Source organism: Hydrogenimonas thermophila, assembly GCF_900115615.1.
In the GTDB taxonomy this organism is placed as follows: Bacteria; Campylobacterota; Campylobacteria; order Campylobacterales; family Hydrogenimonadaceae; genus Hydrogenimonas; species Hydrogenimonas thermophila.
On record NZ_FOXB01000016.1, the window covers coordinates 1 to 19,860 of the forward strand.

A 19,860-nucleotide genomic window follows, 5' to 3' on the forward strand; every position below is an offset into this window, starting at 1 on the left:
CTAAAAAAGAAGCACTCATTATTACGGCAAGAAAACTATTGCAGATTATCTATGCAATCTATGTGCATAATACACCTTATGATCCTAAGAGAGTATTTGTTGCACAACCAACAAAATAGATAGCACTTCCTCTTGATTGTATTTGTGCCATTGACAATGAATTGTTAAAGAGCTAACACAACAACAAAAATCAAACTATATCGGCTCTATTAAACTACAAGCCGATACCTTGTTAGTGTTATTGATGAAACTTATGTTTCATCATCAAAACACTTCGCAGTTTTGAAGTGTTTTAAAAATGAAACAAAAAGGTATGTTTTTTTTTAAAATTTCAGCCGTTTAAGTTGTTTCTTATAAAACGGCTTTGTATTAGTTATTTTATGTAATGCATCAACTAAATGATCTATTTGTTCAAACGTATGAATAGGATGAAGTGAAATCCTAAGCCAACCTGGTTTAAATGATAAATCTCTATCATCTTCCAATCCTAAAAGATCATGCCCGTAAGGTCCAGCACAGGCACATCCTGCTCGTGTTTCTATCTGAAATTTTTGTGAAAGAACCTGACATAAAGCATAAGGACTCATCTGTTTTGGAATCAGTGAAACAATCCCTATATTTTCAGCTTCAGGGTTTCCAAGGATCTTAAATTGATCGTTTTTTTGAATATGTTGAACCAAGTATCTATATAACTTCTCTTTTTGCTCTTTAATCCAAACTAATCCCATCTCATTTCTTAGCTGATATGCTAATGCTGCTCGAATCATCTGCAATACGGCAGGCGTACCTGCATCTTCTCTTATTTCAGGATTTTTATGAAACATATGGCTTGTACGACTTACATAAGTAACCGTACCACCTCCAGGGTAAGTCGGAGCAATCGATGTATCTACCAAATCTTTACGAATCACTAAAAGCCCGCAAGCTCCAGGACCTCCAATAAGTTTATGGGCAGAAAGAAACATTGCATCAAATAGATAGGATGAAATATTCATATAAGGAGATGTTGCCGCTGCATCAAAACATACTACTGCACCATAATGGCGTAAAAGTTTTGAAATCTCCTCATATGGAGTTATAATCCCTGTGGCATTGGATGCCACACAAAATGAACCTATAATCTCTCTGCCTCTATTCTTTTTTAAAACATTCTCTAAATTCTGCAAATCTACTTTGCCATCAGCTGTAAGAGGAACACGGTGAATATCACATAAAGACTCCCGAAAACCAAGTTCATTGGAGTGATGTTCATAAGGACCTACTACTACCAACGGTTTTTTTGGTACATCTGGCTTGCTGCCAAGACGCTTACATACAGCTGGTGGAATATAAAGCCCCATCAACTCTTGAAAACGCTTAATGGCTCCCGTTGATCCATATCCGGATGGAATAATTAAAAAATCATCTTCTAAATCAAGAGAACTCTTTAATGAACTTCGAGCATTTTCATAGCATTGTTGCATAGTTTTAGCTAAATAAGCTTCTTCTGAATGTGTATTGGCATAATACTCCAAAACTTCAGCCATACGCTCTTCTATAGAATGATAACCAAGCCCTGTTGCTGTAAAATCGAAATAGGTTGACTTGCGTTTGCCAATTGTGTTGTCAAAAAGCTCCTGTCTGGTATCTTTACTTTTAAGAAGCGGCTGAAATAGTCTCTGGTTCATAAAATCTCTCTTTAATATAGTGTCTAAAACTAATATAGTTGCTTCCAAGGTACTCTTCTATTATGTCTCCTATAACTTTTGCAGCATCCTCTGGAGCAACCTTTATTCCACTTTTAATAGCAAACTCGCTTCGATCCTCACCTTCAAGATACCCACCAAACAGAAGCTCAAAACCTTGATGACGCACATCATTTTGCTTGACAATTGTTCCCATTAATCCAATATCCACAATATGTGGATGGGCACAACTGTTTGGACAACCATTTACGCTTATACTTATAGGTTCTTTAAAATCAGGAAAACGCTTTTCAAGATATTTAACAATCTCTTCAGCACGATCTTTGGTTTCACTAATTGCAAATTTACAATACTTTAACCCTGTACAAGCCATTGTTTTAGATCTGAAAGCCGATGGAAATGGTGTAAAACCAGCCTCTTGCAATAAAGATACAGCTTCTACAGTTTTATGTTCAGGTACATCTGTAACAATAAAATCTTGTGTTGGTGTTATGCGAATAGCTGTAGCACCAATCCGTTTTAAAACTTCATAAAGAGAAAATAGTCCACCTGAACCAACACCACTGGTACTAACAGAACAGCCGATATAGTTGTACCCTATCTCTTTGCTTGGATGCACGCCAAAATGTGATCTCACTGGGTATGGTGTCAAATGATGTGATGATCCTTTAATAAGTTTATACCCCAATATCTTATTTTCAAGAATATTTTTAAAATGTTCAACTCCCCATGCATCTATTAAATGTCTCAATCTAGCCTTGGTACGGTTTTCTCTGTTGCCGTAATCTCGAAAAATGACTGCAACAGCTTCTGCAATCTCAGGAAGTTGATGAGCATAAGCATAACCAATATGTGTAGCAAAGCGCTTATTCTTGGCAAGCCCTCCACCAACCATTACGCTAAAAATATCTGAATGTCGATCATTTGGTGTTGCCACAAAACTAAGATCGTGAATCTCAGGATTTGTACAATGTTTATGGCATCCGCATACACTGATCTTAAACTTTCTTGGCAGATTGGAAAAGAGCCTCTTTTTTTGATCAAATAGTTGATTTATTTGTCGAACAATTGATCGTACATCAGCACTCTCTTTAGGATCCAACCCATTTACAGGACAACTGACAATATTTCTAGGACAATCTCCTGCTGCCATTTGTGTTGTAAGCCCAGCTTTTTGCAAACGATCAAATATTTCAGGAAGATTCTTAACCTCAATCCAGTGAAACTGTACATCTTGCCTAGTTGTAAAATCAGCAGTATCTCTTGCAAAATCTCTAGAAATTTCTGCCAAAGTCTTCAGCTGATCATCGGTGACCAATCCACCAAGCAGTTTGACTCTTAGCATAAAATATAGAGTCGGATCATCATCTGCTTGCAAACTTTTGTTTTGTGTATAAAGACCATACCATTTAAACCGGTCAATATCATCAGGATCAATCTCTTGACCTGTTTGTGCATAGTGTAAGATATCGTCTAAAACATCCAAGCCATCCTTGGTTCTCTTAATGCGTTCAACTCTTTGTGCCGCTGTCTCTTTAGCCATTTTGCACACTCCTTAACTGTGTAATATCTGGTACACCCCAATGAGGAAAATATTTGCGTACCAATGCATTTAACTCTTTTTCAAAATCACTAATATCACCTTGTATTACTTTCTCATCTTCTGCTACTTCAGTAGAGACAATCATTCCGGCACCAACTGTTCGGTTGGTGATTTTATCTATTAAAATAAAACTTCCTGTTCGTTTGATATCTTTATAAGCATCACACACAATAGGTTGAGAAAGAGAGATACGGCAATGTGCGATATCATTCAATCCAAGTGATTGCAATGGTTTATGTTCAAATGTATTGACATCAATTGCATAATGGATCTTTTCAACTTCAGCCAATACACTCTGATACGCACCACCTTTAAAACCGTATGTTTCTTTTAAAACCAACTCATTATCATCCATCCATACGATAATAGCATCAGCCTTGTCAGTGACACTGGCACAATTTTTAGAATGTACTATTACATCTGAACGGCTGATATCTATTTCATCTTCTGTTGTAATCGTTACAGCCATAGGTACAGATGCCTCTGTAACGGTATGAAGCGTCTGCTCTTTCTTACCATTATCTGTAAATGGGGCAACTATTGATTTGACTTTGGTTCTCTTTTTAGATGGAAGAACCATAATCTCATCACCCTCGTGAATTGTTCCAGAGGCAATTGTTCCACTAAAGCCCCTGAAATTAAGGTTTGGTCTGTTGACATACTGCACAAGAAATCTAAGTTCCGTATCAGCTTCACTCTTGCCTATTTCAATACTATCAAGAAGTTCAATTAAAGATTTTCCGCTATACCAAGGCATATGCTCACTACGATGAACAATATTGTCACCAACCAAGGCGCTGATTGGTACAAAATGTACCTCTTCAAGATCAAGCTTATTAGCCACTTCATTACTATAGCTTTGTACAATCTCTTCAAAACGCTCAGAAGAGTAATCAACAAGATCCATCTTATTAACAGCTACAACAATATGTTTAATTCCCAAAAGGTTGACAATATAACTATGTCTTCTTGTTTGAGTTAAAACACCTTTGCGCGCATCAATTAAAATGATGGCAAGATCAGCTGTTGAAGCACCGGTTACCATGTTTCTTGTATACTGTTCATGCCCTGGTGTATCGGCAATAATATATTTCTTATGCTCTGTTGAAAAAAAGCGATACGCTACATCAATAGTTATGCCTTGTTCACGTTCACTTTGCAGTCCATCTACCAAAAGAGCAAGGTCGAATGCTTCTCCTGTTGTGCCATATTTTCGACTCTCATGCTCAACTGCTAAAATTTGATCTTCAAATACAGTTTTAGTATCATAAAGAAGTCGACCTATCAAGGTACTCTTTCCATCATCAACACTGCCACATGTAATAAAACGCAAAAAATCTTTTTCTGCATACTCTTTTAAATATCTCTCTATCTGCATTAGAAGTACCCCTCTATTTTCTTCTTTTCCATTGCACCTTCTTGATCTTTGTCGATCAGACGACCCTGACGCTCACTAGTACGGCTTACAAGCATCTCTTCAATAATCTTTGGCAGAGTGTCGGCCTGTGATTCAATAGCACCTGTTAATGGGTAACAACCAAGTGTTCTAAAACGTACTATCTCCTCTTTTGCCTGAGCACGCAAATGAGCAGGCATACGCTCGTCATCTACCATAATTTTTACTCCATCAATCTCTACAACTGGTCGCTTCTTCGCATAATAAAGCGGTACTATAGGTATATCTTCAAGATAAATATACTGCCAAATATCAAGCTCCGTCCAGTTTGAAAGAGGAAAGACTCTTACGCTTTCACCCTTATGTATTTGTGTGTTATAAATACTCCACAATTCTGGACGCTGATTTTTTGGATCCCAGCGATGATTTTTCCCTCTAAATGAAAAGATACGCTCTTTTGCCCGACTCTTCTCTTCATCACGCCTTGCACCACCAATAATTGCATCAAACCCAAGTGCATTAAGTGCCTGTTTGAGTGCCTCTGTTTTCATAATATCAGTATGCACACTGCTACCATGTATAAATGGATTAATATCCATCTCTTTGCCCTTAGGGTTGACATGAACAATTAAATCAAGCCCAAGCTCTTTGACACGACTGTCTCTAAACTCAATCATCTCTTTGAATTTCCAAAGTGTATCGACATGCAAAAGAGGAAAAGGAATTTTCCCAGGATAAAATGCTTTCAAAGCCAAATGCAACATGACAGACGAATCTTTACCAATACTGTACATCATAACGGGGTTTGAAAACTCCGATGCCACTTCTCTTAATATCTCAATAGATTCTGCTTCTAAACGCTTTAAATGACTTATCTTATTTTTATCAAGCATGCTCTTTTACCCCTTTGTCATGTAAATGAAGTCCACACTCCTTTTTCTCAGGTGATTCCCACCACCACCGTCCGGCACGGCTATCTTCTCCTGGCTGTACAGCTCTTGTACAGGGTGCACAACCGATACTTGGGTATCCTTCATCATGCAACTTGTTGTATGGCACATTATGAAAACGAATATAGCTCCATACATCGGTTTCACTCCACTCAGCCAATGGATTGATTTTATAAAGACCATGTGTTGCATCATATTCGACAATCTGTACATCATCCCTTGTAACTGACTGCTCTTTTCTTAACCCGGTAATCCACGCACTTAACCCTTTTAATGCCCTTTTAAGTGGTTTGACTTTACGGACATAGCAACACTCTTTTCTATTTTCAACTGAGCTATAAAACCCATTCACACCCTGCTTGGCATATAGTTTTTCAATATCTTCAGTATCAGGAAAAAAGATTTGAATATCAACACCATATTTTTCTCTTGTCTTGTCCATTAAGGCATACGTTTCTGCAGGTAGTCTTCCTGTATCAAGTGTAAAAATCTTTATATTAGGATCAATACGGCAAAGCATATCTGTTAGCACTTGGTCCTCTGCTCCAAAGCTGGAAGCCAAAGCAACATTTCCATTAAATTGTTCCAATACATAAGCAAGAATCTCTTCAGGAGACTTATGTTGCAATGTGCTGTTAATCTGTTTTAAATCCATAACAAATTTCCTTCTTTTATATGTTATATTCAGGCTCTTTTACTTTAACCCGTCCAATATTCAACCTGCTCCACCCTCTTTCATGCAGGTAGTAAAGAACCATTTTTGTAAACAATTCTATTCCACCAATTGATGCCGCCATTGAGACATCTCCTGTAATGAAGTATGAAATCAAAATTGTGTCTATTGTTCCAAGAGTGCGCCAAGAAATGGTTTTAAGCACACTCCGGTATGGTTTTTCATACATTAAAGCCCCCATAACTCCAAGTCTGTCTGTTCTGGCTTAGAAAAGAGTTCTGTACTTAAGTATCTCTCTCCGGTATCACATAAAATTGTGACTATTACTTTGCCTTTATTCTCTTCTCTGTTACCTACAATCGAAGAGGCATAAAGGTTTGCTCCAGATGAAATACCTACTAACAACCCTTGCTCTTTTGCTATGCGTCTAGCTGTAGCCATTGCATCATCATTACTGACTTGAATTACTTCATCATAAATTTTTGTATTTAATACATCAGGTACAAAACCTGCACCAATTCCCTGAATTTTATGCGCACCAGGCTTTCCACCAGAAAGCACAGGTGAATCAACCGGTTCTACTGCAATAATTTGAATAGAAGGGTTGTAAGATTTAAGCTTCTCTCCAATACCTGTAATTGTTCCGCCGGTACCTACTGCTGCAACTAAAATATCAACTTTTCCGTCTGTATCTTTCCAAATCTCTTCTGCTGTTGTTTCAGAATGAATTTTTGGATTCGCCGGATTCTCAAATTGTCTTAGCAATACAGCATTTTGTAGCTTTTGCGCTAACTCTTCAGCCTTTTTTACTGCACCGCTCATACCTTTTGATGCACTAGTTAAAACAATATCTGCACCTAATGCGCTCATTAGCTTTCTTCTCTCTACACTCATTGACTCTGGCATTGTTAAAATTAATTTCAATCCAAGTCCTGCTACAGCAGATGCTAGTGCTATTCCTGTATTTCCGCTTGTTGCTTCAATAATTACACTCTCTTTATCTATCTTTCCGCTTTTTATTGCCTCTTTAATCATACTTACAGCAATTCGATCTTTTACAGAACTAGTTGGATTCATAAATTCACACTTACCAAAAAGTTCACTAGAAGAAGTAAGATTTCTAATTCTTACTAAAGGAGTATTACCTACCAACTCTGTTACATTTTCTGCTACATTCATTCTGTCTCCTTTAGACTCAGTTAAATCAAATAACTGAATATTTGAAGAAATTATAATTAAATATTAGATTAATGTCAAGTATTTCTATAGGAATTATAGATATTGCTATATCATCCCCATAAATACGGCGTTTTGTATAGTTTTAAAATAGCTAAAAAATTAAAATTTTGAAAGAAAGTTGGTTAATATCTACTATTTTTGTAGACTTTATGGCTTTTTTTGAAATATAAAGGTTTATACAGCAATGAACTAATTAAAGAATAAATCAAGAAGAGGAATAAAAGATAGCTTCTTATAGTATGAAGATAATAAACAGCAAGAAATAGCAGTAAAAAGTTTATTTGAAAAAAGGTTCAAAGCTAAATAGATGAGATAACTCAACTATTTAGCTATATAACATTTTGGTTTTATTTTTTAAAACGGTAACCAGCATTTTGTAAAAGTGGACGAACTACATCAGCCTTTTCTCCTTGCAGTTCCATCCACCCATCTTTAAAGGTTCCACCGCTTCCTAGGCTTTTTTTAATACTTTTTAATAAAGATTTGATTTCATCTTTATCTATGAAAAACTCCCCAACGAGTGTAACTGGCTTTCCACGCCGTTTCTCACGCTTAAAGACAAGTCGATGTTCAGCTGGAGTTAGAATTTTCTTCTCATTGTTACAGATGCATTCACTTCGGTTCTCACCACATTTAGGGCAGAGGTCATCAACCTCCCACCCATTGCCAAATGATCCAAAAGAGAGATCTAGTTTTGTTCCGCGTGCCATTAATTTTTCGCTTCACCTATAAACTCAGCATACTCTTCATAGTTGCCTTTGAAGTCAACTATCTCACCATTTGGCTTAATTTCTATAATGCGATTTGCAAAAGCATCGATCAACTCACGGTCGTGGGTAACACAAATGACATTGCCTTTAAAGTTATAAAGAGCTTCACCAAGTGCAATGATCGCTTCAAGGTCAAGGTGGTTAGTTGGTTCATCAAGTACAAGGAAGTTGCCTTGCTCCAACATCATTTTACTAAGCATCATACGGTGCTTCTCACCACCGCTTATTTTTTCAATGCTCTTTTCTTGCTCTTCACCGCTAAATAGCATACGTCCAAGACAGTTGCGAATTTCTGAAATATCAGCTTCTCTATCGTGACTTCTTAGCCACTCATAAAGTGTTTCAGTACCCTTAATGCGATCAGTTGTATCTTGCGGGAAGTAGCTTGGCTCAACTGTTGCACCCCATCTAATCTCACCGCTGTCAGGTTTTAAGCCGTCATCCATGATCATTTTACAAAGTGTTGTCTTACCAACACCATTTGGACCGATTAGTGCAACTTTATCGCCCGGATTAAATTTAAGTGTAAGATTTTCAAACACAACGTGGTCATCAAACTTCTTGCTTACATTTTCAAGCTCCAACGCCTCTTTTCCGATCTCACGTCTTTGACGGAAAACTATGCTTGGATCTCGCCTGCTTGATGTTTGCAAAGCACTTAAATCAAGCTTTTCAAGCTGTTTTTGTCGGCTTGTTGCCTGCTTTGCCTTTGAAGCATTGGCACTAAAGCGGCGTATGAAGTTTTCAAGCTGCTCTTTCTCTTTTAGCTTTTTTGCACGCTCCATCTCTCTTTGCTTTTGCAGAAGGTTTGAAGCAATATACCAATCATCATAATTGCCCGTAAACTCTCGAATCGTCTTAAAATCAAGGTCAAGAATATGAGTAACAACACTGTTTAGAAAGTGACGGTCGTGCGAAATAACTATCATTGTACCTTCGTGTCGTTTTAGCTGCTCTTCAAGCCAAGCAATTGCGTGAATGTCTAGGTTGTTTGTAGGCTCGTCAAGGAAGAGAATATCAGGTTTTGGAAAGAGTACCTGTGCTAAAAGCACTTTAAATTTGTCAGCACTTGGCAAAGAGCTCATCAGTTCAGTGTGCTGCTCTTCAGGGAATCCAAGCTCTTCGAGGATCTTTTTGATGCGTACATCATATTCATACATTGGATCCTCTTCGACACAGATCATCTCTAATTCACCAAGGCGTTCATTGACTTTATCATCATCAAAATTGCCTTCCATATAGAGACGCTCTTTCTCTTTAATAGCATCATAAAGGCGTTTGTTACCGTAAAGTACTGCATCAGCAATGGTAAAATCCTCAAAAGCAAACTGGTTCTGTCCAAGTACCCCAACTTTTAAACCACTTCCAATGATGATCTCACCGCTTGTTGGCTCCTCTTCACCGGCAACAATCTTCAAAAAGGTACTCTTTCCCGCACCATTTGCTCCTATAAGGCCATAACGCTTGCCTGCATCAAGTTTAAGATTGACATTTTCAAATAAAACACGCCCGCCAAAGCGTTTGGTCAAATCGACTGTTTGTAACATCTGAAACTACCCTTTTATCAGTTCTATAACTTTTTGTGGTGGTCGTCCGATTGTTGCCTTACCATCTTTAATGACAATAGGACGTTCAATTAAACGTGGATGTTCAACCATCGCTTCAATCAGTTTCTCATCATCCTCTACATCTTTAAGACCCAGCTCTTTATAAACTGCCTCTTTGGTTCGCATAATCTCTCGCGGTTTTAAACCAAGCATGTTAAGAATCTCTTTAATTTCCTCTTTGCTTGGAGATTCATCAAGATATTTGTAAACTTTTGGCTCAATACCCTCTTCTTGAAGAAGTTTCAGTGCTTCCCGTGACTTAGAGCATCTGGGATTATGCCAGATAATGACATTATCGGTTGCCATAAACGATCCTTTTATGATAAAGTTTTAAGTATGAACAGAAATGAAGAGAAACCTATTATTGAACTTCTTCCACCACTAAATAAACGTTGTGAAATGATAGTACGAATTTTTCGTATATCATTTACACTCATACCGATTATCATAGGCATATGGGCTTGGCTAAAATTTGGCTGGCTCTATGGACTATTTTTTTGGATAGTCGGTGTTTTTGCCGGAATTATCATCTTAAGCAAACTAAAAATTGCCTATATACCTCTTAATCAGCACGAGTTATCTCACTCTGCCACAGCCATACTTAAATGGTATGTGGCAAAAAGATTTTGCTGAACTTAGTGAAGTTCAGCGTTTAGTTTAACCTCTCTTCTACTTCGCATAGCGATAATTTGTCCAGTCATACTGTTTTGTCTAAAATGTATTCCATTCTTGCCTGCAAGCTCAACACCTTTAAAGATGTTTTCATCTTCTACAGCAACATCCCAAGATGGGTTAACCTCTTTAATTTTTTCAAGTTCAGCTTTGCTTATAACTACTTTAGTTCCTTCTAAGATTGCAATACCAGCATCTACAATACAACCATCACCAAGAGGAATACCTGTTACACTGTTTGCACCAAGAAGTACGTTTTCTCCAATTGTTACAGGGTTTCCGTTTGTACCGCTAAGTACTCCAAGAATAGAAGCACCACCACCAACATCTGAACCAGGTCCAACAATTGCAGAACTTGAAATTCGTCCTTCAACCATAACAGCACCAGTTGTTCCTGCATTGAAGTTGATGTAGCTTGCACCAGGCATTACTGTTGTACCAGGGTGTAGTTGCGCTCCCATACGTACTTTTGCACTATCTAAGATACGTGTATTGTCTGCTGGAATGATGTGTTGTAGGTAGCGTGGGAACTTGTCAACACTCTCAATTTCAGGGTAAGCACCATTAAGCTTAAGTTCAATCTCATTTTCTCTCAACCAATCAAGCTCAAATGGCTCATTTCCAAACCAAGCAACATTTTGTAAAATACCAAATGCACCATTTAGGTTAACACTTCTAAGTGCCGCTTTACCAAGTGAAAGTGCATAAAGCTTAATGTAAACTGCTTCAACACTCTGAGGTGCAGCATCTTCAAACAAAAAGACAACACGGAAGTTATCATCAAGCTCTTCACAATCAGCAATACGAGCTAACTCTTTAATTACCTGAACATTCTTATGAGCATCGCCTTCAGCTTCAGCAAGGTATGGGTTAAATGCAGCAACAGCATTAACAATCATTGCATCGCTTACATCAAACACTTGCTCGCTTGCTGTAAAGTCAACTTTTTCGCCGCTATCTTGTAAAGCTGCTATTAAAACTGCAGCAGAACCAAAGTTTTCATTCCAGTTAATAAGAGGAAAAACTGCCTGTAAAATCTTATCTCGATTTTTTTGACCACGATCTACACGACAAATACCAAATGCAACCGGCTTTCGATAACCATCTTGCGCCTCTACTTTTTCTATAAAACTCTTAAATGCTTCTTTTGTTTCAATTTTTTCAATTGCCATTTTAACTCCTGTAAAATTTGTGAAATTATACTTAAAGTTCCCTGATTATGTATTAAATCTTTCCTATAATTCTCTTTATTGTATACATATTTCTCTTTTAGTATGATGTAGAAGTAAATGCACATAAACATTTACAAAGTTAGTATTATATACAATTGTAAATGTACATAAACATTTACAAAGGCGTAAATATGATAGATACTCTATATAAATATCAAGATAGATTGCTAAAAAATTTTAATATTACTTACAAGAGATATATTTTTAAAGAGATTGACCAATTTAGCGATAATAACGATAAAATGGTTGCGATTTTTGGAGCAAGAGGGGTTGGTAAAACTACAACTTTGTTTCAATACCTGCTTGAACTTCAAAAGAAAAATAAAAAAGCCCTATATATTTCGCTTGATTATCCGTTTTTAAGTGGTGTTGATTTGATTGATCTTGTCGAAGAATTTGTTGAATATGGCGGAGAGTATCTGCTTTTAGATGAAGTACATAGATATAACAATTTTAGCTCTTATCTAAAGACTATTTATGATCTATTTAACATAAAAGTTCTCTATACAAGTAGCAGTGCAACCTCACTTCTAAATGCAAAAAGTGATTTAAGCAGAAGAGTTACGCTATACAATTTAGCTGGTTTCTCTTTTAGAGAGTTCTTAGAGTTAAAGCTTAATTTAAAGTTAGAAACTGCTAAATTGAATGAAATATTAACAAATCATTTAGAGTTGTCAAAAGAGATTTTAACAATAGCTCCTGATGTCATAAAAGAGTTTAAAGAGTATCTTGAGATTGGTTATTACCCTTTTTATTTCGATAAGCAAAGCTCATACTATCAAAATCTTTTGAACACAATTAATCTTACTATTGATATAGACTTAACTTCATTGGGACTGATCGAGCAAAAATATACCTTTAAGCTCAAAAAGCTTCTTGAAGTTATTTGCGAGAGTAAACCATTTGAAGTAAATTATTCAAAAATAGCAACTATGGCAGAAATTAGTCGAGTTAAACTCTATGACTATATATCATACTTAAATGATGGACAGATGCTACTTTTAATAGATGAGTTTTCAAAAGGGGTTAAAAAGATCAATAAACCTGCAAAAATCTACCTCAACAATACTAATTTGCTTTTTGCTTATTGTGAAAATGCTGAGATTGGAACCATAAGAGAGACATTTTTTGCAAATCAAGTATCTCAAAATCATAAACTAAATATTCAAAAACAAGGTGATTTCATAATCGATGGTAAATATATTGTAGAAATTGGCGGTAAAAATAAAAGTTTCAAACAGATAAAAGATATAAAAAACAGTTTTGTAGTAGCAGATGATATTAAAATAGGTTCTGACAATAAAATACCTCTTTGGCTATTTGGCTTTTTGTATTAAATTGAGTTCGCCAACAATCCCAGCACTGTTGTCCGATCTGTTGTATCGATGCGTCGGCAAGCCCCTTTGAAGGCTGCTTCTTCTCCAATGATAATGCACATCTTTTTGGCTCGTGTTACAGCAGTATATAGAAGTTTTGTGTTATGCATAATGTAGTGGCTGAAACTTATAGGTATGATGACTGTATCATACTCCATTCCCTGGGTTTTGTGGATTGTCAGGGCGTAAGCAAGCTGTAAATAGTCTGATATTAGATCAAATCCATACCTAACAACTATTTGTTCGTTTGGGTAATATACAAAGCACTCCTCTTCCTCTTTGTCTATTTTAAAAATCAATCCAATCATTCCGTTAAAGATTCGGCTCTCTGTTGCGTCATCTCCATTTTTAAAGCCTTCTGGTGTGTAAGATGGCATATTCTCATTTTTTATATGCACTACTTTGTCATAAAGTCCATAACTGTAAAGTCCCCGTTTAATGGCATATTTTGCATTTGGATTGAAGAGTTTTTGCAGTTGCTGATTCATATTTTCAACACCTAGCAGACCTCCACGCATCGGAGTAATCACTTGCAAATGGGTTAAATACCCTTTAATATCTTTAGACTTCAACTTCTCTCGTGCTTCAAGAATATAAGAAACCGACTCACTCTTGATAGCTTCTAAAATTTGCTGATTTATACTCTCTCGAAGCTCTCTTCTTTCATCTTCTGACATTCCATTACGTATGGCATAATAGTTAGCAATACTCTTATCTATAAATTTAAAGTCTAAATACTCTTTTTGGTATTCTGGAAGTTCAGCTCGTCTTATCGAATCAGCAATTAGTGTTATAGCCTGCTCTTCACTTTGACGGTAGATTTTAGTCAGTTTAATAACTGGAATAAGTTCATATTTAATAATATCAGAAAGAACATTGCCTGCTCCAATAGGCGGTAACTGACCATCATCACCGATAATAAGAAATATTGCATCATCTTTGAGTTTGGAAATAAGCTGGTAAAATATTTGCGAATTTACCATAGATGCTTCATCTAGCAGTACAACATCATATGGAAACTCATCTTGCTCTTTGTGTGCCACAAGAAGACTCTGGATTGTCATAGATTTGTAGCCAGTTGTATCGTGTATGCGTTGTGAAGCTATTCCGCTAAGAGCAGTGGCAATAATAGCGTCATAACCAAAACTCTCTTCAAGAAGCTTTAGCATCATCTTTGCACTTGTACTCTTTCCTGTTCCTGCGTAACCTACAAGTGCCATAACTTTTACACCACTGTTTAGAAGTTTTACCGCTTCACGCTGCTCTTCTCCTAGAGTAAAACCTATGTTTTCTTCTTGCTCTTGTATAAATTTGTCTATATCTTGCTTTAATTTTCCATCTCTTTTTTTAAGCTTTTCCTTGAAAAACTCAAAGATTCCTCTCTCTGCTTTATAGTAAAAGGTATGTGCCAAATATCCATCTATTACATATAACACTTCACGTTCAATTAGTTTGTTAATAACATCTTCAATTAAAAGAGTTTCACCATCTAAACCAAGCTCGTCTTCTAACTTTTCTATAAACTCTTTTTTATCTGTTGCGCTAGAGCCTTGCTGTTCGCTGATTTCACGTAAAAGGTAGTTAATCGCTGCTTCTATACGAAATGGAGATTTTGGATCTATTCCCATCGATTGTGCCATCTCATCGGCACGTTTAAACCCTACACCTTTAACTTGCGTAATGATGTAAGGATTCTCTTTTATTGCTTCAATTAAATTATCTTTACCTATAAATGTTTGATATATTTCAACTATTATGGATTGACCTATTTTATAAGGAGCCAAAAACATTGCCAGCTCACGCATCTCTTTATACCGCTGCCAGCTCTGGGTAATTTGAGAAAGCTTTTTCTCTTTTATCCCTTTGAACTCCAACAGTTTTTGCGGCTCTTCATCTAAAATACGTAATAGTTCCTCTTCGCCATAATGAGATATAAGACGCTTAACCAGTTTTTGTCCTACCCCTTTGACCACTTTTGTAAGATAGAAGTAGAGTTCACTCCCTTTTATTTGCAATTCATCAAAAACAAATTGAGGACCAAACCTTGGGTGTTCTCCCCATTCACCCTCTAGTTCAACCTCTTGACCTTCCAAAGCATCAATATCTGAAATGAGGCAACTGCCTGAAATTTTGGCACCACCCTCTAACTTTGCAATTAAAAAGCCCTCTTTTTGAAAAAGTATCTGATCAATCTTTCCGCTTAGTTTCACAATTTGTACACTCTACTTTTCTAGACTTATACATCTCAAAATTTTATTCTTCAGTATCTGTTTTATTTATGATGAGCATAGCTAATCAATCAAAATACTTTTAAGATTATCCATAGGAACAATTACTGATTTTGCCCCATTTTCTGACAACATAGTAACTTTATCAGTAAAATTTGTAGCTCTTTCTATTGCCCCTCCAATCATGACTTTCTCTCTTTTGTTATATAAGCTTGATTTTTATGATTTCTCTCTTTAAATTTTAACTCCAATAGACCATCTTTTACCATTTGCGATAAGTAATGATTTCTAAGTGATGAAACATCTCGATTTAATAATGTTGCAACCTCTGTAGCTGTTAAATATCTATTTGTGCAAACTTCTAATATTGCCTTTACAACACTATCTTTTGGTGCTTTTTTACTATTTCTTACTTTTTTAACAATTTCTAAATGTTGTAAGCTCTCATCCAAATGTTGTAAGCTATTTTCTATTTGTTGCAACATTTCATTTTTTTGTTGTAAGTTAAACTCATCATTTAAACTATATGTTGTACCTCTACCAATACCATCAGAAATAAGCAATCCATTCTCTACTAATTTTCTTAAAATTTTTGTAGCATCAGCTGGGTGCAAAGCAACCACAGATGAAAGTCTTGCATTTGTTACATTTTTTTCAACATAGGCAAGTATTAAAGCGAGTCTTGCATCTTTGTCAAGAGTATTGTAACTATCTTGATATTTTTGACTAAGTTGCATTTGAATATCTTCAGGAAAAAGACTAATAGTTGGCATAAAAAGAGTTGTTGTTTCATAAAGCATATCTTCTTGGACATCTGGATATTGCCAATGTTGTTCCATCCAAGCTCTAAGAATCTTTGGATAACCAGATCCTGCTTGTTCTCCCATACCAATATATTGAAACATTTTTTGCAATACTCTATTTCTACAATCACTCTTACCACCTTTAAAAAGATCATCTTTTGAGATCCTAAGCAATCCTGGATTTCTAAAACTAAATCCTTTTGGATGTTTGATGATTAGTATTCCAAGTCTTCCATTGTAGTTTGCATGAATTAAAGTATTTACAAGAGCTTCACGAATAGCCTCATGAATATGAGTCTCATCTACTCTTTGAAAAGCATCCTTTAATTTAAATGGAATTTTAAGATCTGCAATCAGTTTTCGATAAACTTTTTGTGCAAAATCAAATAGATTTCCAGACCAATTCCCATCAGTAGTAATTCTATCTATCCACCTATCTTCAGGATTATCTGTCTGCTCTTGATAATCGACAATATAGTTTGGAACAGCATCTAAAATAGATCGTAATTTACCAAACATTAAAAGACCAGCAAGTGTTAGTCCTTCCTCTTTTGTTTTTCTATCTTTTGCATATCCACCAATCTGGATCAAAAACTCTTTATCTTCAAGTGCTACCCAAGGATGATTTCCTTTAGCACTTTTGTAAAGATTTCTATAAGCCCTAAAACTATCCATATCTATATCATCTAAGCAAAACCCACTCAAAATTGCAGTATCATTTGAATCATTTACTGCATCTGCTAACATATGACGAACTATCTCATCTTTTGCTTTAATATCAGAGTCATGGTATCTTAAATATGTTCCAGTTAAAGGATTTGTTCCTAAAAATATAGGTTTTTGTTTTCGCGAGGCTTGAGGAATTTTGATTAGTAGTAAGTTTTTATTTTCACAAACAAGCACTTCTACATCAGTAGAAGATAAAATATTAAGATTTACTTTTTGAGTATTGTTTATTGTAGTCCAAAACTCTTTTTGAATTTTACCAATCTCCTTTATACCTAAAAACTCTAAACTGCCATCTTTTAATTCTTTAGCCCCCAATAAAATAAGTCCACCCTCACTATTTGCCATAGCAGAGTAACTCTCCCAAACATCTTTTGGAACTTCACCATTACCATCTCTGCCTTGAGCAGACTTTACTTCAAACTGATAGTTTTCTCTTAAATCAAGTAGTTCTTGACAGATTGCATTATCTTTCATTATATTTACCAATCCGCATTAAGATATTTTTTTAGTTGTCCTGTATTTAGGATATCGTAGCTTAACATTTTTCTTTTTTGAAATAGATACTTCTTAATCTTAGCAGATTGTCTTTGCTCCATTTATATATGATGATATAGCTTTCAAAACCTCTATTTACTCCACTGCTTATTTGCCATATAAAAGGAGTTTTTGGCATATATATAAAAACACTAAAATCTTTGAAAAAGTAGTTATTTAAGTATTCATTTAACTCTTTTGGCAAAGAAACTGTACCAGAAAAATAAGCTTTAATAAAACATTTTAAGTTCATAGTCAGGAATACTCCCTACTACATTAATATCTGTATTATAACTTAACTTCATACCAACTGCTTCCGTAACATCTTCCATTCAGGTTCATACTGTTCAACCAATTTCCAAAAAGATTTTTGGTGATGTTTGTGTCGTATATGGGCTAATTCGTGAATAATGACATAGTCAATAAGAGGCATATCGTAGCGTAGTAGATGGCTATTTAGTGTAATGACATTATCAAAACTACAACAGCCCAAACGCCTTTTATAACGGCGGAATTTGAGATCTTTTGGGTAGAGTTTCATACGATTTGAAAAGAGCTCCACTCTAGCTGGAAGGATCTCTTTTGCTTTTCTAAGGTAGAAGCGATCCAAACTTACAGAAAGTTTATCAAACTCTTTTGCTTTAAATAGAAAGTGATCATCTTTAAACTCAATACTATTTTTAAGAGATCTCTCCAACTTTACAGGAAACTCTCTGCCTAAAAACCAGATCTTACAACCATCATAGTACTCAGTAGGATTGTTTTTTGCATAGGTTAAGTTGTGAGAGAGTCTGCTACAAACCCAACTCTCTCTTTGGGCTAAAAACTTTAACGCCTCTTTTTTAGAGAAGTGGTATGGAGTAGAGATCTCAATAGTACCATCACTCTTAATGCGAAGATATAGATTTTTTTGCTTGGCTCTTCGCTTATGACAACACTTTAAGAAAGTGCCGTCTAAGCATTGATACTCAAAATATCTCTCACTAAAGCTTTGCTTTAGCATCTTCAATCAAATCATTCATTAATGTCTGAATACGCTCTAAAGATTCAGGACTTTTTGCTTCAAAGCGGGTAACAAGTATAGGAGTTGTATTGCTAGCTCTTACCAGTCCCCAGCCATCTTCAAAGATAACCCTAACTCCATCAATCGTTACAATTTCTTTAATTTTAAGCTCACTGTAGCGTTTATTTAAAATGTTTTTAAGTGCTTCAATTATTGTAAATTTACTCTCATCTGTTGCTTCTATCTTAATTTCATCAGTGCTGTAAAGTACAGGAAGTTTTTCATACTCAGCATCAAAATCAAAACCATTTTTCAGCATCTCTAAAATACGCATCATTGCATAAATTGCATCATCATATCCAAAATAACGATCGTTAAAGAAGATATGACCGCTAACTTCAGCGGCTAAATCTGCTCCTGTCTCTTTCAATTTAACTTTTAAATTGGAGTGACCAGTTTTGTACATAATCGATTTACCGATTTTGTTAATCTCATCATACATAATCTGAGAGCATTTAACCTCTCCAATGACAGTAGGGTTATCCATTGTTTTAGCAAAAAATAGAGCTAAAATATCTCCTTTAAAATTATATTTTTGACTCAAAAATGCTATACGGTCACCATCTCCATCAAATGCAAAGCCATATTTGGCTCCTCTTTCCAGCTCTTTTTTAAGATCTTCAAGATTTTTCTCTTCACTTGGGTCTGGATGATGGTTTGGAAAAGTACCGTCTGGATCAAAGTAAAGTTTACTTGCCGAAATTCCCAATCTCTCTAAAAGTGGTTCAATTGCTATACCTGCCGCACCATTACCGCAATCTATAACCATATTTGGATCAAAATCTTGCAGACTTGAAAACTCTTTAGCCAAATAGTCAATATAAGCATCTAATGCGCTAATTGCAATAGAGTCAGTCTCTGTAGGAATGGCAATATCAGCCTTTTCAACTTCACGCCCTAAAGCATAAATATCTTCACCAAAAAATGGTTCTTGGTTTATTGTAATTTTAAAACCATTATATTCAGGAGGGTTATGAGAGCCAGTGATCTGAATTCCGCCTGCTGGCATTACCTGTTTTCCACCAACTTGAAAAGTATTAAAGTTACAAAAATAGTTTACTGGAGTAGGAACAAGACCACCGTGCAGTACAACAACATTTGCAGCATTCAAACCACTTACTAACCAGTCGCTCAAAATTGGTGAGTGTGTTCTGGCATCATAAGTTACAACTGCATAATCACCATGCTCTTTTATCTTTTTTCCAAGGAAATATCCGATTAGTTTAACTGTTTTTTCATTTAAATCTTTTTCAAAAACTCCTCGAATATCATACTCTCTAAATATATGCTGCATCTATGA

General features: G+C 35.8%; 19 protein-coding genes. 2 read left to right on the top strand and 17 right to left on the bottom strand.

All coding sequences use genetic code 11. The features are described 5' to 3' along the window. Positions 1-323 precede the first annotated feature (323 nt). The 10 genes from BM227_RS06405 to arsC all read right to left on the bottom strand — a co-directional run bounded on the left by BM227_RS06405 (position 324) and on the right by arsC (position 10,229). Positions 324-1,667: an aminotransferase class V-fold PLP-dependent enzyme gene (locus tag BM227_RS06405; protein ID WP_092912268.1), complete on the bottom strand. Its 1,344-nt coding sequence runs from the start codon at positions 1,665-1,667 to the stop codon at positions 324-326. Then, entirely contained in the window at positions 1,636-3,228 is a 1,593-nt protein-coding gene (locus BM227_RS06410; RefSeq protein ID WP_092912270.1) for a nitrite/sulfite reductase, read from the bottom strand. Before BM227_RS06410 ends, BM227_RS06405 begins: the two co-directional genes overlap by 32 nt. Then, on the bottom strand, positions 3,221-4,666 hold the full coding sequence (gene cysN, locus BM227_RS06415) for a sulfate adenylyltransferase subunit CysN (RefSeq protein WP_092912272.1): 1,446 nt from the start codon (positions 4,664-4,666) through the stop codon (positions 3,221-3,223). The genes BM227_RS06410 and cysN overlap by 8 nt, the downstream gene beginning before the upstream one ends. Beyond that, positions 4,666-5,577: a sulfate adenylyltransferase subunit CysD gene (gene cysD, locus BM227_RS06420; protein WP_092912273.1), complete on the bottom strand. Its 912-nt coding sequence runs from the start codon at positions 5,575-5,577 to the stop codon at positions 4,666-4,668. The genes cysN and cysD overlap by 1 nt, the downstream gene beginning before the upstream one ends. Further along, positions 5,570-6,289: a phosphoadenylyl-sulfate reductase gene (locus BM227_RS06425; RefSeq protein ID WP_092912275.1), complete on the bottom strand. Its 720-nt coding sequence runs from the start codon at positions 6,287-6,289 to the stop codon at positions 5,570-5,572. Before BM227_RS06425 ends, cysD begins: the two co-directional genes overlap by 8 nt. A gap of 16 nt (positions 6,290-6,305) precedes the next feature. Continuing rightward, positions 6,306-6,536, bottom strand: coding sequence for a DUF2061 domain-containing protein (locus BM227_RS06430; RefSeq protein WP_092912277.1), 231 nt, complete (start codon positions 6,534-6,536; stop codon positions 6,306-6,308). Next, the gene (gene cysK, locus BM227_RS06435) at positions 6,536-7,486 is read right to left on the bottom strand and encodes a cysteine synthase A (protein WP_092912279.1); all 951 of its coding nucleotides are present in this window, start codon (positions 7,484-7,486) and stop codon (positions 6,536-6,538) included. Before cysK ends, BM227_RS06430 begins: the two co-directional genes overlap by 1 nt. A 407-nt stretch (positions 7,487-7,893) precedes the next feature. Then, positions 7,894-8,256, bottom strand: coding sequence for a translation initiation factor (locus BM227_RS06440; protein ID WP_092912281.1), 363 nt, complete (start codon positions 8,254-8,256; stop codon positions 7,894-7,896). After that, positions 8,256-9,863, bottom strand: coding sequence for an ABC-F family ATP-binding cassette domain-containing protein (locus BM227_RS06445; RefSeq protein WP_092912283.1), 1,608 nt, complete (start codon positions 9,861-9,863; stop codon positions 8,256-8,258). The genes BM227_RS06440 and BM227_RS06445 overlap by 1 nt, the downstream gene beginning before the upstream one ends. 6 nt (positions 9,864-9,869) lie before the next feature. Beyond that, the gene (gene arsC, locus BM227_RS06450) at positions 9,870-10,229 is read right to left on the bottom strand and encodes an arsenate reductase (glutaredoxin) (protein WP_092912285.1); all 360 of its coding nucleotides are present in this window, start codon (positions 10,227-10,229) and stop codon (positions 9,870-9,872) included. Positions 10,230-10,259: 30 nt separating this feature from the next. Between arsC and BM227_RS06455 the strand changes: the two genes are divergently transcribed. Beyond that, entirely contained in the window at positions 10,260-10,556 is a 297-nt protein-coding gene (locus BM227_RS06455) for a hypothetical protein (protein WP_092912286.1), read from the top strand. A 2-nt stretch (positions 10,557-10,558) separates the two neighbouring features. On the opposite strand, the gene BM227_RS06460 is transcribed toward BM227_RS06455, so the two are convergent. Continuing rightward, positions 10,559-11,767 carry a tetrahydrodipicolinate N-succinyltransferase N-terminal domain-containing protein gene (locus BM227_RS06460; protein ID WP_092912288.1) on the bottom strand — a complete coding sequence of 403 codons (1,209 nt, stop codon included), beginning with the start codon at positions 11,765-11,767 and terminating at the stop codon, positions 10,559-10,561. Positions 11,768-11,958: 191 nt separating this feature from the next. Here BM227_RS06460 and BM227_RS06465 point away from each other — a divergent pair, with 191 nt between their 5' ends. Further along, entirely contained in the window at positions 11,959-13,164 is a 1,206-nt protein-coding gene (locus BM227_RS06465) for an ATP-binding protein (protein ID WP_092912290.1), read from the top strand. On the opposite strand, the gene recD2 is transcribed toward BM227_RS06465, so the two are convergent. From recD2 to BM227_RS06490, 6 genes are all read right to left on the bottom strand, one after another. Then, entirely contained in the window at positions 13,161-15,413 is a 2,253-nt protein-coding gene (gene recD2, locus BM227_RS06470) for an SF1B family DNA helicase RecD2 (protein ID WP_092912293.1), read from the bottom strand. The two genes, BM227_RS06465 and recD2, sit on opposite strands and share 4 nt — an antisense overlap. A gap of 81 nt (positions 15,414-15,494) precedes the next feature. Next, entirely contained in the window at positions 15,495-15,617 is a 123-nt protein-coding gene (locus BM227_RS13175) for a hypothetical protein (RefSeq protein ID WP_281244308.1), read from the bottom strand. After that, complete coding sequence (locus BM227_RS06475; protein ID WP_092912295.1) at positions 15,614-17,437, bottom strand: RNA-binding domain-containing protein; 1,824 nt, start codon at positions 17,435-17,437, stop codon at positions 15,614-15,616. The genes BM227_RS13175 and BM227_RS06475 overlap by 4 nt, the downstream gene beginning before the upstream one ends. 61 nt (positions 17,438-17,498) lie before the next feature. Further along, positions 17,499-17,750, bottom strand: coding sequence for a hypothetical protein (locus BM227_RS06480; RefSeq protein WP_092912297.1), 252 nt, complete (start codon positions 17,748-17,750; stop codon positions 17,499-17,501). A 48-nt stretch (positions 17,751-17,798) separates the two neighbouring features. After that, positions 17,799-18,500, bottom strand: a complete 702-nt coding sequence (locus BM227_RS06485; protein ID WP_092912299.1) for a M48 family metallopeptidase — start codon at positions 18,498-18,500, stop codon at positions 17,799-17,801. Next, positions 18,481-19,854, bottom strand: coding sequence for a phosphomannomutase/phosphoglucomutase (locus tag BM227_RS06490; RefSeq protein ID WP_092912301.1), 1,374 nt, complete (start codon positions 19,852-19,854; stop codon positions 18,481-18,483). The genes BM227_RS06485 and BM227_RS06490 overlap by 20 nt, the downstream gene beginning before the upstream one ends. Positions 19,855-19,860 lie beyond the last annotated feature (6 nt).

Bases quoted from the DNA above. Each gene is read 5' to 3' on its own strand.
- BM227_RS06405 (WP_092912268.1), bottom strand. From the start codon at position 1,667: ATGAACCAGAGACTATTTCAGCCGCTTCTTAAAAGTAAAGATACCAGA.
- BM227_RS06410 (WP_092912270.1), bottom strand. From the start codon at position 3,228: ATGGCTAAAGAGACAGCGGCACAAAGAGTTGAACGCATTAAGAGAACC.
- cysN (WP_092912272.1), bottom strand. From the start codon at position 4,666: ATGCAGATAGAGAGATATTTAAAAGAGTATGCAGAAAAAGATTTTTTG.
- cysD (WP_092912273.1), bottom strand. From the start codon at position 5,577: ATGCTTGATAAAAATAAGATAAGTCATTTAAAGCGTTTAGAAGCAGAA.
- BM227_RS06425 (WP_092912275.1), bottom strand. From the start codon at position 6,289: ATGGATTTAAAACAGATTAACAGCACATTGCAACATAAGTCTCCTGAA.
- BM227_RS06430 (WP_092912277.1), bottom strand. From the start codon at position 6,536: ATGTATGAAAAACCATACCGGAGTGTGCTTAAAACCATTTCTTGGCGC.
- cysK (WP_092912279.1), bottom strand. From the start codon at position 7,486: ATGAATGTAGCAGAAAATGTAACAGAGTTGGTAGGTAATACTCCTTTA.
- BM227_RS06440 (WP_092912281.1), bottom strand. From the start codon at position 8,256: ATGGCACGCGGAACAAAACTAGATCTCTCTTTTGGATCATTTGGCAAT.
- BM227_RS06445 (WP_092912283.1), bottom strand. From the start codon at position 9,863: ATGTTACAAACAGTCGATTTGACCAAACGCTTTGGCGGGCGTGTTTTA.
- arsC (WP_092912285.1), bottom strand. From the start codon at position 10,229: ATGGCAACCGATAATGTCATTATCTGGCATAATCCCAGATGCTCTAAG.
- BM227_RS06455 (WP_092912286.1), top strand. From the start codon at position 10,260: ATGAACAGAAATGAAGAGAAACCTATTATTGAACTTCTTCCACCACTA.
- BM227_RS06460 (WP_092912288.1), bottom strand. From the start codon at position 11,767: ATGGCAATTGAAAAAATTGAAACAAAAGAAGCATTTAAGAGTTTTATA.
- BM227_RS06465 (WP_092912290.1), top strand. From the start codon at position 11,959: ATGATAGATACTCTATATAAATATCAAGATAGATTGCTAAAAAATTTT.
- BM227_RS13175 (WP_281244308.1), bottom strand. From the start codon at position 15,617: ATGATTGGAGGGGCAATAGAAAGAGCTACAAATTTTACTGATAAAGTT.
- BM227_RS06475 (WP_092912295.1), bottom strand. From the start codon at position 17,437: ATGAAAGATAATGCAATCTGTCAAGAACTACTTGATTTAAGAGAAAAC.
- BM227_RS06480 (WP_092912297.1), bottom strand. From the start codon at position 17,750: ATGAACTTAAAATGTTTTATTAAAGCTTATTTTTCTGGTACAGTTTCT.
- BM227_RS06485 (WP_092912299.1), bottom strand. From the start codon at position 18,500: ATGCTAAAGCAAAGCTTTAGTGAGAGATATTTTGAGTATCAATGCTTA.
- BM227_RS06490 (WP_092912301.1), bottom strand. From the start codon at position 19,854: ATGCAGCATATATTTAGAGAGTATGATATTCGAGGAGTTTTTGAAAAA.